The organism is Microbispora bryophytorum, from assembly GCF_006874465.1.
In the GTDB taxonomy this organism is placed as follows: domain Bacteria; phylum Actinomycetota; class Actinomycetes; order Streptosporangiales; family Streptosporangiaceae; genus Microbispora; species Microbispora bryophytorum.
This window is the reverse complement of the sequence record NZ_VIRL01000007.1, coordinates 127,203-140,158: the sequence shown is the minus strand read 5'-3', so window position 1 is coordinate 140,158 and position 12,956 is coordinate 127,203. Positions and strand designations below refer to the sequence as shown.

Annotated in this window: 10 protein-coding genes; 9 read left to right on the top strand and 1 reads right to left on the bottom strand. The window is 71.8% G+C overall.

What is annotated here, in order from left to right; all coding sequences use genetic code 11:
- The first annotated feature begins 503 nt into the window (after positions 1 to 503).
- The 5 genes from FLX07_RS15875 to FLX07_RS37750 all read left to right on the top strand — a co-directional run bounded on the left by FLX07_RS15875 (position 504) and on the right by FLX07_RS37750 (position 5,860).
- A complete protein-coding gene (locus FLX07_RS15875) occupies positions 504 to 2,009 on the top strand; it encodes a glycosyltransferase family 39 protein (RefSeq protein WP_244311158.1) in 1,506 nt (501 codons plus the stop codon).
- An 86-nt stretch (positions 2,010 to 2,095) separates the two neighbouring features.
- Positions 2,096 to 2,935, top strand: coding sequence for a polysaccharide deacetylase family protein (locus FLX07_RS15870; protein WP_189105001.1), 840 nt, complete (start codon positions 2,096 to 2,098; stop codon positions 2,933 to 2,935).
- Positions 2,936 to 3,084: 149 nt separating this feature from the next.
- Positions 3,085 to 4,200, top strand: coding sequence for a glycosyltransferase family 2 protein (locus tag FLX07_RS15865; protein WP_229689783.1), 1,116 nt, complete (start codon positions 3,085 to 3,087; stop codon positions 4,198 to 4,200).
- The gene (locus tag FLX07_RS15860) at positions 4,197 to 5,393 is read left to right on the top strand and encodes a glycosyltransferase family 2 protein (RefSeq protein ID WP_244311157.1); all 1,197 of its coding nucleotides are present in this window, start codon (positions 4,197 to 4,199) and stop codon (positions 5,391 to 5,393) included. Before FLX07_RS15865 ends, FLX07_RS15860 begins: the two co-directional genes overlap by 4 nt.
- Positions 5,327 to 5,860 carry a hypothetical protein gene (locus tag FLX07_RS37750; protein ID WP_244311156.1) on the top strand — a complete coding sequence of 178 codons (534 nt, stop codon included), beginning with the start codon at positions 5,327 to 5,329 and terminating at the stop codon, positions 5,858 to 5,860. Before FLX07_RS15860 ends, FLX07_RS37750 begins: the two co-directional genes overlap by 67 nt.
- A 296-nt stretch (positions 5,861 to 6,156) precedes the next feature.
- Here FLX07_RS37750 and FLX07_RS15855 read toward each other — a convergent pair whose 3' ends face one another.
- Entirely contained in the window at positions 6,157 to 7,704 is a 1,548-nt protein-coding gene (locus FLX07_RS15855; RefSeq protein WP_223853435.1) for a glycosyltransferase family 2 protein, read from the bottom strand.
- Between the two features lie 187 nt (positions 7,705 to 7,891).
- Between FLX07_RS15855 and thrC the strand changes: the two genes are divergently transcribed.
- The 4 genes from thrC (at position 7,892) to rpmE (ending at position 12,870) form a co-directional block, all read left to right on the top strand.
- Entirely contained in the window at positions 7,892 to 8,950 is a 1,059-nt protein-coding gene (gene thrC / locus FLX07_RS15850; RefSeq protein ID WP_142560353.1) for a threonine synthase, read from the top strand.
- Positions 8,951 to 8,993: 43 nt separating this feature from the next.
- Positions 8,994 to 9,920, top strand: coding sequence for a homoserine kinase (gene thrB / locus FLX07_RS15845; RefSeq protein WP_142571544.1), 927 nt, complete (start codon positions 8,994 to 8,996; stop codon positions 9,918 to 9,920).
- A 412-nt stretch (positions 9,921 to 10,332) separates the two neighbouring features.
- On the top strand, positions 10,333 to 12,387 hold the full coding sequence (gene rho / locus FLX07_RS15840) for a transcription termination factor Rho (RefSeq protein WP_142571543.1): 2,055 nt from the start codon (positions 10,333 to 10,335) through the stop codon (positions 12,385 to 12,387).
- Positions 12,388 to 12,651: 264 nt separating this feature from the next.
- On the top strand, positions 12,652 to 12,870 hold the full coding sequence (gene rpmE, locus FLX07_RS15835; RefSeq protein WP_139575864.1) for a 50S ribosomal protein L31: 219 nt from the start codon (positions 12,652 to 12,654) through the stop codon (positions 12,868 to 12,870).
- Positions 12,871 to 12,956: the final 86 nt, after the last annotated feature.

The window sequence follows — 12,956 nt, the reverse complement described above, 5'->3', positions numbered from 1 at the left end:
CTCGGAGGCCCCGAGGTGCCGCACGGCGCCGGCGAACACCTCCGCCGACGTAGAGCCGGGTGCGGGCCTGGAGGACCAGGAGGACCCTGAGAAGCGCCGCCATCGTGGGCTGCTGCCAGAAGGGCGAGAAGCCGGGAGCCCAGAACCAGGCGAGGGCGAGGAACGCCGCGCCCGCCGGAGTCGCCCACACCTGTCGCGGCGCCGGGCCCTCGGCGTCGATCAGCGCCGCCACCGCGAAACCGTTCGACGCCCCCATGGAGACGCCAAAAGGCCAGGCGATCACCGAGCGCTGCAGCTCTGGCCAGCGCCCGTAGTGCATGAACATGGCGACGAGCGCCACTTCTGCGAGGAGTCCCCGCGGAGATCTCGTACGGTGGAGCCCGGCATGTCCGGAACGGATGGCTTCGGAACACCGGCGCGACAACGACTCGATCGGATAACGGCCCGCCGATCCGTGCGTCCGTGCGTGTTCGATGTCCTTGATGTCGCCAATGATCAGTTCTGTGGGGGGAAGCGTGGTTGCGGGCGAGGCGGTCCGGACGTCCGGCCGGAGGATGGACGCGGACGCGAAGGACTGGCCCCGCTGGGTCCCGCTCCTCGCGGGCCTGCTCACCACCTGTGTCGCGATCTCCGGCACCACGGCGTCGCTGTCGGCCGACGAGGTGGCGACCTACAGCGCCGCGGTGGCCCGGCCGCTGAGCGGGCTGTGGGGGCTCGTCCAGCAGATCGACGGCCACTTCCTGCCCTACTACCTGCTCATCCATGTCTGGTCGTGGCTGGGGGAGGCCGAGTGGTGGCTGCGCCTGCCCTCGGCTCTCGCGGCCGGTGTGGCGGCGGGCTTCCTGGCCGACCTCGGCCGCCGGCTGGCCGGTCCCCGGGCGGGCGTGCTGGCCGCGGCGCTGTTCGCCGTGTTGCCGTCGGTGTCCTACCACGGCGCGAACGCCCGGCCGTACGCGTTCGCGGCGGCGGCGGCCGTCGTCTCCGCCTGGGCGCTGCACCGGGTGGCCGAGGCGCCCACAGGCTCCGCCGGTTGGAAACAGATCCGCTGGTACGCGGTGTCGGTGGCGCTGCTCGGCTGCACCCACCTGTTCTCGGTCCTGGTGCTCCCGGCCCAGTTCCTGGCCGCCCTTCTCGTCCTGCCCCGCCGTACGTTCCTGACCAGGATCGTCCCCGCGACGGCGGTGGGCTGCGTGCCCCTCGCGGTCCTCGCCCTCGTGGGCTGGGGCGAGCGCCACGCGATCAGCTGGATCCAGCCGCACGAGCTCGACGTGCTGCTGAAGTTCCCCAAGCACGCGGCGGGCTCCGACCTCGCCGGGCCGCCGCTGTTCGCCCTCGCCGTCGTGGGGGTGGTGGTCCTGCTGCGCAGGTCGGTCGCCTGGGGCGTCCTCGCCGGCGGCTGGCTCGTCCTCCCGCCCGTGCTGCTTCTTGCGATCGACGAGCTGGTGACCCCGGCCTACGTGGACCGTTATGTGTTCGTCGCGGCGCCCGCCCTGGCCCTGGCAGGAGGCGTGGCCCTGGCCTCGGTCCGCCTGGCCCCCGTCCCCTTCGCGCTGGTCGGCGTGCCCGTCGTCCTGGCGGTCGCGCTGCTGGGGCTGCCCGACCAGGCCGACTATCGGCAGCGCAACGGCCACTACGACGACTTCCCCGGCGCGCTCGGCGTGATCCAGGCGCGGGAGCGCCCCGGCGACGCCATCGTGTACGGCCAGAGCCGGTTGCGCACCGGCTTCGTCTACTACGGCCGCGAGGGTCTCCCCGAGGACGTGCTTCTCAGGGGGCAGGGCCCGGCCTTCGAGTACGCGGAGCGGGACGACCTCACCGAGGCCCTGGCGGGGCACCGCCGGGTCTGGGTCGTCTGGCGGGGGACGAAGCAGGCCGGACTGACGGGGAAGAAGATCGCCAAGGTGGCCGCCGTACGCGCGGCCGGGTATCGTCTGTCGACGGCCTGGCACTCCGCGGAGTTGCCGGGCCTGACCGTCGCACTGTTCGAGCGCGGGCGCGGCAAGGGCTGACAATTGTGGACCGTTTCATCACGGTTGGACATCACGCGCAAGAGTAATTGCCAATATGAGTAAAGTTTCTCTTCATGCGACTTACGGTGAAGAGACTCTTGCCGGCCTGTCTCCTAACCGCGGCGACGATCGCGGGACTTCAGCATCCGGCCGCGGCGACGCCCGGCTCGGCTGGTCTCGGGCAGGCGGCTCAACAGCAGGCACGGGCGGCCGGGGTGCCGACCGTGGTCCTCACCTTCGACGACGGCACGGCCGACCACCTGGCCGTCGCCAAAATGCTGAGCAGGCGCGGCCTCAAGGGCACCTTCTACGTCAGCAGCGGCCGCCTCGGCAAGCGCGGCTACCTGAGCGTGGCCGCGCTGCGGGCGATCGCGAAGCAGGGCCATGAGATCGGCGGCCACACCCTCCAGCATCCGCACCTGCCGGAGATGTTCGACGCGGCGCAGCAGGCGCAGATCTGCGACGACAGGCGGGCGCTGCTGAAGATGGGCTTCGCCGCGCGGTCGTTCGCCTATCCGTTCGGCGCCTTGGACGAGGGGAGCAAGCGGATCGCGATGAGCTGCGGCTACAACAGCGCGCGCGACATCAACGGCCTGTACCGGCCGGACAGCTGCCGCGCCTGCCCCGTCGCCGAGACGATTCCGCCCGCGGACCTGGCCGCCGTACGCGCCACGAGTCAGACCCGCCTGCCGCGCACGGCCCGCACGCTGCGTGAGTTCGTCACCCGCGCCCAGCGGGAGGGCGGCCCCGGCATGGTGACCTTCGTGTTCCACGAGATCAAGAACGAGCCGCGGGACAAGTACGCGACGGCGCCCAAGGAGTTCGCCGCCTTCATCGACTGGGTGGCCCAGCAGCGGAAGGCCAAGAAGATCGACGTGAGGACGCTGGGCGACATCGTCGGCGGGAGCGTGTCGCCCGTTCCGTGATCCCGGCTGCCGCGGCAGTTCACAGCGAACCGTCAGTTTGACCGCAAGGGTCACAGGGATTCACAAGGTTCGGCTGATAAGAGTTCAACAGCCTGTAAATGCTGCTAAGAGTTCACCAGCCTGTAAAACGGACGCGCGGGAGGGACACCGTGACGGTGACGACCGGCATGTGCTCGCCGTACGGCTTCACGCGCAGTCCCACCGAGGAGATCGCGACGCTGTCCTGGAGCGACGGTCGGTGGACGATGGAGGGCCGGTCACTGGCCGTCCCTCCGCAGGCCGCCGACGTCGCCGCTCTCCGGCCGCTGCGCGGGCTTCGGGTGGAGTGGCCGGAGGAGCACGCCGCCGAGGCGCTGGACGCGGTCGGCGGCCTGGCCGCCGCGGGGGTGCCGCTCACCTTTCATGATCCACCGAGGTGGGTGCGTGAGGCCGATCCCGTGCTCGCCGACGTGGCCGGGGCCTGGACCCCCGAGGCCGACGACGGAAGGCCCGACTCGGTCGCCGACCTGCGCAGGGAAGAACACAGTGTGCGTCTGCGCAGGCACGCGCTGCGGGCCAGGGGCGTCGGCACCGGCCTCGCGCCGGTGACCGTCGTCATGGCCACGCGGCGGCCCCACTACGTGGGCCACGCGCTGCGGCAACTCGCCCGCCAGCGCGGCGTCAGTCTGGAGGCGATCGTCGCCCTGCACGGGTTCCCGGCCGCGCGGGTGCGCGAGGCGGTCGAGGAGTTCCCCCACCCGATGACGGTGATCGAGGCCGAGCCGGACGCGCCGCTCGGGACGGTGCTCAACATGGCGGCGGCACGGGCGTCCACCGGCATCGTCGCCAAATGGGACGACGACGACTGGTACGGACCCGAGCACCTGGCCGACCTGCTGCTGGCCATGGCCTATTCCGGGGCGGAGCTGGTCGGGACCGCGCCGGAGTTCTTCTACCTCCAGCCCCTCCGCGCGACGATCCGACGCGTCGACTACAGCAGCGAGGTGTGGGCCGACCACGTCGCGGGCGGCACGATCCTGGTCGGCCGCGAGATGTTCGAGCAGGCCGGCGGCTTCGGGCCGAGTGGCCGCGGGGAGGACGCGCACCTCCTGCGCGCGGTCGAGGCGGCCGGCGGCCGCGTCTACCGCACCCACGGCCTGGGCTACGTCCTGCGGCGCTCGGTCGGCGCCGACCATTCCTGGAACCTTCCTCTTGCCCACTTCCTGCGACTCGCCGCGAACCAGTGGCGCGGCTTTCGCCCGAGTGTGATGTTGGAAGCACCATGACGCCACGTATCAGGGGAAACGACTACACCGCCCTCCAGCCGCCCGCCCTCGGGTCGTCGTGGACGCCCCGCCTGCGGGTCAGCGTGGTGATCCCCGCCTACGCTGATCAGGTCAAACTCGATCTCACGCTCGCCGGGCTGGCCAGGCAGACGTACCCGGCCGGCCTGCTCGAAGTGATCGTGGTCGACAACGGCAGCGAGCCGCCGCTGCGCCTTCCGGAGATCCGGCCGCGCGACACGCGGCTGCTGGTCTGCGCGGCGCCGGGCCGGGCCAGGGCGCGCAACACCGGGCTGGCCGCTGCGACGGGCGACGTCATCCACTGGATGGACTCCGACGTCGTGCCCGAGCCGGAGGAGGTGGAGGCGCACATGCGCTGGCACCACCTCGCGCCCTATCTGTCGGTCACCTCCTACCTGCGCTTCACCACCGCCCCGCTGCCCCGCCCCGCGGACGTCGCGGGAACGGACGACCTGGCCAAGCTCTTCGAGCCGGCGGAGCCGCACGCCTGGATCGAGGACCTGGTGCAGCGGTCGGACGGTCTGCTCCGCTCGCCGCGGCCGTTCAGCATCCACATCGGCGGCGCGTCGTCGGTCTCCGCCCGGCTGTTCGAACGGGCCGGGCCGATGGACCCCGAGATGATCCTCGGCCAGGACACCGAGATGGGCTACCGGCTCGCCCAGGCGGGCGCGGTCTTCATCCCCGACCCGCAGGCCAGGGCCTACCACCTCGGCCCGTCCATGCGCATGCGCGACAGCGCGTCGATCAGCCGGGTCAGCCACGCCCTGGTCACCGACCGGGTCCCCGGCTACCGGTGGCTGCGCACCCATCCCTCCCGGCAGTGGAAGGTCCCGCAGGTGGAGGTCCTCGTGGACGCCGCCGCCGGGTCCTACGACGACGTCAGGGCCACCGTGGACGGCGTGCTGGCCGGCACGGTGACCGACCTCGCCGTGGTGCTGACCGGCCCGTGGGACGAGCTCGCCCCCGAGCAGCGCGCCCCGCTCAAGGACCCGCGCCTCGACCTCGTGCTGCTGCGGGCCCACTATACACCCACGAGGGCCGGGTACGGCTGGTCACGGCGGCGTCCGACACCCAGTCGCCGTACCGCCTGCGCATCCCGCCCGGCTGGGTGCCGGAGGAGGACGGCATCGGCCGGCTGCTCGACGTGCTGCGCGGACGGGAACGCGGACTGGTGAGCGTGCTCCTGACCGAGGACGCCGAAGGCGTCACCGCCGCCCGCCTGGAACGCACCGAGGCGTTCTCCCGCGCGGCCCTCGTCGTGGAGGAGGGCGAGGACCTCGACGACGCCGTCGACGAGATGTTCGGCACCTACTGGGTCGACGGCGAGACCTTCGGCTTCCACACCGCCGCGGAGGCCCCCGCCTATGTGAATCGGCGCACCGCCTATCGCAAGCAGGTGCAGGCGCAGGCCGAGGTCGAGCGGCTGACCAAGGAGGTCGAGCGGCTGCGCGGACAGGTCACCCGATGGCGCGACGAGGCGGCGCAGTGGCGCAAGTCCGCCGTCGAGTTCCGCCGGGAAATCGGCACCCTGCGGCGGCAGGTCTCGGCGCTGCGCGGGCAGGTCTCGGCGCTGCACCGCGCCCGGGGCCTGCGCGGCATCGCCCGGGGGCTCGGCCGGCCCTTCACGTTCAAGAAGACCTGATCGCCCCGGCCCGCCGACATGGGACAGGCCGTCCCGCCCCGGCGTGGTCGGTGTGGGGCAGGTCGTCCCGCCCCGGCGTGGTCGGTGTGGGGCAGGCCGTCCCGCCCCGGCGTGGCCGGTGTCGGGCAGGCCGGGGCCTGGCCGGTGTGGGTCGCCTGTCCTGCGCTGGCCTGGTCGGTGTGGGGCAGGTCGTCCGGCCCCGGCCCCGTGACGGCGGCAGTCCTTGTCGACCCCCTCCACGCCGCCGCCGAGCCCGGCCGCGGGAGCCGGTCATCAGAGCCGGCGATCAGAGGGGGTCAGGAACGGCGGAACAGGCCGCGGCGGCGCGGCGGTTCGACCTCCGGTTGCGGGGCCTGAGCCGGGGCCGGTCGCGAGGCGGGTGCCGGAGCCGGTCGCGGGGTGGTCTGCGGCTCGGCGGGCGCGGCCGGTTTCGTCGCGGTCTTGGGTAGCTTCTCGAACTCGCTCGCGGCGGCGTGCCGCACGCCGTGGGTCTGGGCGATCACGTCGGCCGGGTCCTCGCCCGGCGTGGCGAGCCGGCGGGCGCGTGCTACGGCCTCGGTCCGCTCCAGGGTGGCCGTGCCCCCATCGGGCAGGTCCAGGACCAGCAGGCCGATCCGCTCCTCCAGCATCGCCTTGACCGCCCGCTCCAGCAGCGCCGGAGCCGGCGGGGCGTCGACGGGCGCCGTGCAGCGGAAGGGGACGGGCGCGGCGGTCGGCGCCGCCCGCTCCGCGAACCGCACCCGCGCATCGTGCCCGAACGCCGCCCTGACCAGGGCGAGGTCGAACGCCCCGGTTCCCGGCGCCCACCTGCTTTCGCCTTCGAGCGACGACCAGGGGCCGGCCAGCGTCACCACGACGTCGGTGAGCGTGCCGCGAAGCACCGCGTCGACAGCGGCGACGATCCGCCGCTCGTCCGCCCCGGTCACATCGAAGACGACCTCGACGTACGGCACGAGCCAGCGCCGGCCGGGCTCCTTGCGCAGGTCGCGGCGGAGCGGGACCCGGTGCGCCAGGTGGGTCTCGACGAGGCGGACGATCGACTTGCCGTGCTCACCGCGCTGGGCCGGCAGGCCGAGATGCACGGCGCGGGCCTCCATGTCGGGGACGAACACCGCCCCCGCCTGGGCGAGCCGGTAGGCGAACTCGGTGTCCTGGCCGCGCACCACCTCGGCATCGAAGCCCCGGACCTCGCCGAGCAGGGCCCGCCGCAGGGAGACCGTCGGACCGGTGCACACCTGGTAGGGGTTCTTGCTGGCCCGCAGGCCGTCGAGGCGGCGGATGGTCTCCTCGGTCGAGCTGGACACCAGCGCCGACGGGTCGAACAGGTCCTCGGGCGAGCCGTGCCGTACGGCCTCGTGGACCTGCCCGGGGGTGAGGGCCGGCTCCTCGGCGAACTTCTTGCCGCCGATGGTGACGAGATAGTCGGTGAGGTGATGCCAGCGGAACAGCGCCTCCAGGTGCTCCCGCGAGATCACCATGTCGGCGTCGAGACGCTGCACGATCTCGCCCTCGGCGGCGGCGATTCCGGCGTTCATCGCGTGCCCGGCGCCCCATCCGCCGGGCGGGACGACCACGACGCGGGTGTTGCCGGGCCGCAGATCGGGCAGGCGCAGCGGAGGGTCGCTGCGGTCGTCCACCACGATCACCTCGGTGAGGTGCGCGGGATAGGTCTGCGCGGCCAGCGCGGCCAGTGTCAGGTCGAGGCGGTGCTGCCCGCCGTGCGCGGGGATGACGACACTCGCGCTGAGCGTGGGCGTCCAGCCGCCGATGGGTGGCGGCGTGAGCGGAGAGTAGTCGTTGTGGCGAATTCTCGGCCAGGGCTCCACGCCCGTCAGGTGGGCCAATCCACGTCCTCTACAGCGATGGTCAAATGGCTGGTCCACACTAGCGAAACCCACTGACGGTTCCCTAAGGTGACGCCCATTATGTCCATTTGGTGGACAACGGAGTCCGCACGTCAAACGGTTGGCCGTAGACTCGGTGACCGATACCCCTGGTGACACGCGTGTGCGCGCGTGGGAGGAGCAACCAATGTTCAGGGCTTGGCGTGGCCTGATCGAGGAGTACCGCGACCGTCTGCCGGTCTCCACGACGACGCCCGTGGTGACCCTGCTCGAGGGCGGCACGCCGCTCGTCCCCGCCAGGCGGGTATCCCAGATCACGGGCTGTGACGTCCATCTCAAGGTCGAGGGCCTCAACCCGACCGGCAGCTTCAAGGACCGCGGCATGACCCTGGCGATCAGCAAGGCCGTCGAGGAGGGCGCCCAGGCGGTCATCTGCGCGTCCACCGGCAACACCAGTGCCTCGGCCGCCGCCTACGCCGTACGGGCCGGGCTGACCTGTGCCGTCCTCGTGCCGCGCGGGAAGATCGCGATGGGCAAGCTCGCCCAGGCCCTGGTGCACGGCGCCAGGCTGCTCCAGGTCGAGGGCTCGTTCGACGACTGCCTGGAGATGACCAGGAAGCTCGCGGAGACCTACCCGATCGCGCTGGTGAACTCCGTCAACCCGCACCGCCTGCAGGGCCAGAAGACGGCGGCCTTCGAGATCGTCGACGCGCTCGGCGACGCGCCCGACGTCCACTGCATCCCGGTCGGCAACGCGGGCAACATCTCGGCCTACTGGATGGGCTACAAGGAGTACGCCGACGACGGCGTGGCCACCAAGCGGCCGCGCATGCTGGGATTCCAGGCCAGCGGCGCGGCGCCGCTGGTCGGCGGCAGCCCCGTGACCCACCCGCAGACGATCGCCACGGCGATCAGGATCGGCAACCCCGCCTCGTGGCGGCTTGCCGAGGCGGCGCGCGACGAGTCCGGCGGCGACATCCAGGCCGTGACCGATCGCCAGATCGCCGCGGCGTACAAGCTGCTCGCGCAGGAGGAGGGCGTGTTCGTCGAGCTCGCCTCCGCCGCGAGCGTCGCCGGTTTGCTCCAGGCGCACGAGCAGGGCCTGCTCACGCCGGGGCAGCGGGTCGTGTGCACCGTGACCGGCAACGGCCTGAAGGACCCCGACTGGGCCATCTCCGGCGCACCGGCGCCCGTGACGATCCCGATCGACGCCTACGCCGCCGCGGCCGCGCTTGGACTCGCCTGACCGGCCCTCTCATTCCCGCCCATCAAAGGGTTCAGGTGACGAATTGACGGATAGTCACGGCGTCGTCGTCCGTGTGCCGGCCACGAGCGCCAACCTCGGCCCCGGTTTCGACAGCCTCGGCCTCGCGCTCGACCTGTACGACGAGGTGGAGGCCGAGATCTCCGGCTCGCCCGGCGTGCGGATCGCCGTGGAGGGCCAGGGAGCCGGTGAGCTGGACGAGGGCGAGGGCCACCTCGTCGTCAAGACGATGCGCACGACGTTCGACCGCATGGGGTTCGCCCAGCCGGACGGCATCGCGCTGCGCTGCCGCAACCGCATTCCGCACGCGCGGGGGCTCGGCTCGTCGTCGGCGGCGATCTGCGCCGGCATCCTCGCCGCCCGCGCCCTCGCGCGTGGGCGGGGCGCGGGAGACCTGCCGGACGCCGAGGTGTTCGCGCTGGCCACGGAGTTGGAGGGGCATCCCGACAACGTGGCGCCGTGCCTGGCGGGCGGTCTCACCATCGCCTGGACGCATCAGTCGGGAGCGGCGAGTATGGTGAAACTGACTCCGCATGAGGACGTCCGGCCGGTGGTTCTGATCCCGGATTTCCGGTTGTCCACGGAGGAGGCTCGGGGCCTGCTGCCGAAGGACGTGCCGCATGCGGACGCGGCTGCCAACGCGGGGCGGGCGGCTCTGCTCGTCGCGGCGCTCACGCAGAGACCGGAACCGGATCTCCTGCTCGCCGCCACCGAGGACCGCCTGCACCAGGGGTACCGCGCACCCGCGATGCCCCGCACCGCCGAACTGGTGCGACGGCTTCGCGAGGCCGGGGTGCCCGCCGTCGTCTCGGGGGCAGGCCCGACGGTTCTCGCGTTGACGACACAGGAAACCAAGGATTTGATCGCGCCAGAAGTGGGTACGGACTGGCACATCCAGCCAATGAACGTCGACCCGCTTGGTGCGTACGTTCGGTTTCCCGAGACACGCTGATGCTTCTTCGACTTCAGGGAATAGCTGTGCGCGCTGGTGATGTTAGGCTGATAGCCGCACCAGGTGCCCCCGTGTTGGGTGCGTGCTTGTCATTCGCACATCGCTGCACTTCGCCTCGCGTCCTTCGACGCGGGCAGGGCGATTTCCCCGAAACCGTTTCCTCCAGTCGGCACACCTTCGGGTGGCATGGCCAGAGGCGGCGTTCTCGGAGACATGCGCGTTCGAACCACCAAGACATCTGGTCGGTGGCGGCAATCCGGGGGATCGCCCCCGGGCACCTACCGCTCGCGAATCCCGAGGGTCATCGACACATGAGATTCGCGAAGCCCGACCCGGTCTGTCCCGCCGGGTCGCATCACCGGGACGCCTGGACGCACGATTCTGGCGCCCGACCCCTGGGAAGGACCCTTAGTTGAGCGACACCACCGAACTCCTCTCCGACGGCAAGGCCGCCGGCGACACCCCCACTTCCGCCACGGCCCGTCCGCGACGTCGCTCCGGCACCGGCCTGGCGGGCATGGTGCTCCCCGAGCTCCAGGCCCTGGCGACCAGCCTCGGCATCACGGGGACCGGACGGATGCGCAAGAGCCAGCTCATCGCGGCCATCCAGGAGAAGCAGGGCGGATCGGGAGAGGCCGCGGCCGAGCCGAAGGCCACCGCCGAAGCGCCCGCCGTCGCCGAGCGCCCCGCCCGTGGCCGCCGGGAACGTTCCCGCACCGCCGCGGCGCCGGCGCCCGAGGCCGCCCCCGCCGTCACGCCCGCTGCCGAGCCCGTCGTCGCGGCTCGTGAGGAGCGTCCCGTGGCCGAGGCCGCACCGGTCGTGGCCGCCGAGGCCGCGCAGAACGGTGTCGTCGCCGTCGCCGAGCCGCAGGCCGAGGCCGCCCAGTCCGAGCCCCGCGCCGAGCGGCCCGAGCGCGGCGAGCGCCGCGAGCGCCGCACGCGCGGTGAGCGGGGCGAGCGGGGCCGCGAGCGTGACGGCCGCGGTGACCAGCGCGGCGATCAGCGCGGTGACCAGCGCGCCGCCGACGCGGGAGACGGCGGCCAGAGCCGTCGTGACCAGCAGGGCCGCGGCGACAACCGCAGTGACAGCCGCGGTGACAACCGTGACAACCGCGCCGACGGCCGTGACGGTCGGGACAGCCGGGACAGCCGGGACAGCCGGGATGGCCGTGACGGCCGTGACGGGCGCGGCGACAGCCGTACGGACAGCCGCGCCGACGGCAAGGGCGACCAGGGCGACGACACCCGCGGGCGCCGTGGCCGCTTCCGGGAGCGCGGACGCCGCGGGCGCGACCGCTTCGAGAGCAACGAGCCGGTCATCGGCGAGGACGACGTCCTGATCCCGATCGCCGGCATCCTGGACATCCTCGACAACTACGCCTTCGTGCGGACCAGCGGCTACCTTCCGGGCACGAACGACGTCTACGTCTCGCTCGCCCAGATCCGACGCAACGGCCTGCGCAAGGGCGACGTCATCACCGGTGCCGTCCGGCAGCCGAGGGACGGCGAGCGGCGTGAGAAGTTCAACGCCCTCGTCCGCCTCGACACCGTCAACGGCATGGACCCGGAGCAGGCCCGTCAGCGGCCCGACTTCAACAAGCTGACGCCGCTCTACCCGCAGGAGCGCCTGCGCCTGGAGACCGAGCCGAACGTCCTGACCACGCGGATCATCGACCTCGTCTCGCCGATCGGCAAGGGGCAGCGCGGCCTGATCGTGTCGCCGCCCAAGGCCGGCAAGACCATGGTGCTCCAGGCGATCGCCAACGCGATCACGCGGAACAACCCCGAGTGCCACCTGATGGTCGTCCTCGTGGACGAGCGTCCTGAAGAGGTCACCGACATGCAGCGGTCGGTCAAGGGCGAGGTCATCCACTCGACCTTCGACCGCCCGGCCGAGGACCACACCACCGTCGCCGAGCTCGCCATCGAGCGGGCCAAGCGCCTGGTGGAGCTGGGTCACGACGTCGTCGTCCTGCTCGACTCGATCACCCGTCTCGGGCGCGCGTACAACCTCGCGGCGCCCGCGAGCGGCCGCATCCTGTCCGGTGGTGTCGACTCGACCGCGCTCTACCCGCCGAAGCGGTTCTTCGGCGCCGCCCGCAACATCGAGAACGGCGGCTCGCTGACGATCCTCGCCACGGCTCTGGTCGAGACCGGCTCCAAGATGGACGAGGTCATCTTCGAGGAGTTCAAGGGCACCGGCAACATGGAGCTCAAGCTCAACCGGTCGCTCGCGGACAAGCGCATCTTCCCGGCGGTGGACGTGGACGCGTCCGGCACCCGCAAGGAGGAGATCCTCATGGCCAAGGACGAGCTGTCCATCGTCTGGAAGCTCCGCCGCGTCCTCCACGCCCTTGACATGCAGCAGGCGCTGGAGCTCCTTCTCGAGAAGATGAAGGAGACCAAGTCCAACGCCGAGTTCCTGCTCCAGGTGCAGAAGACCACGGTCAGCAACGACCGCGACTGACGCCCTTTCGACCGACGCCCCGGACGGCCGCGCCGTCCGGGGCGTCGGCCTGATCCGCTGATCCGCCTGTCCGCCACCCCCGGTCACCACGGTGGCCGGCCCCGGGAATAGCCCATGGCCTGGGATGGTTGGAGGATCTGGCACACTGGTAAACCGAACCGCAGCGGTACCGGTTCCCGCACTGCGCATCACAGGTGTGCCGATGCGCACAGACCGTGACAGACGGAGCGACCCGGCGACCGCGCCTAGCGTTAGGACTGAGATATGAAGCCCGACATCCACCCGGAGTACGTGGTCACCCAGGTGACCTGCACCTGCGGGAACACCTTCACCACGCGTAGCACCGCCAAGAACGGCGTGCTCCACGCCGATGTCTGCTCCGCCTGCCACCCCTTCTACACGGGCAAGCAGAAGATCCTCGACACCGGTGGCCGGGTGGCGCGCTTCGAGGCGCGCTTCGGCAAGAAGGCCCAGAGCAAGTAGCTCCTCCAGGACGCCGGCTCGGGGGCGCCCCTCTCTTGGGGGGCGTCACCGGGTCGGCGTTCTTGGTGATTGCGGCCTTTACCGAG

Bases quoted from the DNA above. Each gene is read 5' to 3' on its own strand.
- FLX07_RS15860 (WP_244311157.1), top strand. From the start codon at position 4,197: ATGACGCCACGTATCAGGGGAAACGACTACACCGCCCTCCAGCCGCCC.
- thrC (WP_142560353.1), top strand. From the start codon at position 7,892: ATGTTCAGGGCTTGGCGTGGCCTGATCGAGGAGTACCGCGACCGTCTG.
- rpmE (WP_139575864.1), top strand. From the start codon at position 12,652: ATGAAGCCCGACATCCACCCGGAGTACGTGGTCACCCAGGTGACCTGC.